Source organism: Bacillus cereus group sp. BfR-BA-01524 (assembly GCF_022662595.1).
GTDB classification, from domain to species: domain Bacteria; phylum Bacillota; class Bacilli; order Bacillales; family Bacillaceae_G; genus Bacillus_A; species Bacillus_A thuringiensis_S.
The window spans coordinates 1-287 of record NZ_JAKUDW010000368.1 but is presented as its reverse complement, the minus strand read 5'-3'; the positions used below and the strand labels follow the sequence as shown (position 1 = coordinate 287).

The window sequence follows — 287 nt, the reverse complement described above, 5'->3', positions numbered from 1 at the left end:
AAAAGGATTTGGCGCTAATGCGAACTTTATGTTCCAAGAAGGTAAATTACAAAATAAATCTCAATTTGGTTTAAAATAAAAAAAGCACTCATATGAGTGCTTTTTTAAATTCCTAATAATTGTTTTTTCTTCGCTCGGAACTCTTCTTCAGTAATAACTCCTTGATCTAACAATTCTTTATACTTTAGTATTTCATCTGCCCCACTTACTGATGCAGCAACTTGAGGCTTACTTTTATTAACTAAGATACTCTCAATATACTCTTTAATTTCTTCGGCCATTTTTTG

1 protein-coding gene is annotated in these 287 nt (G+C 30.7%); it reads right to left on the bottom strand.

Going from position 1 to position 287, the window contains the following annotated elements; translation table 11 throughout:
* Positions 1–104 precede the first annotated feature (104 nt).
* Positions 105–287 (bottom strand): SHOCT domain-containing protein (locus tag MR170_RS31505; protein ID WP_242310729.1); only part of this gene is annotated, 183 nt, incomplete at its 5' end.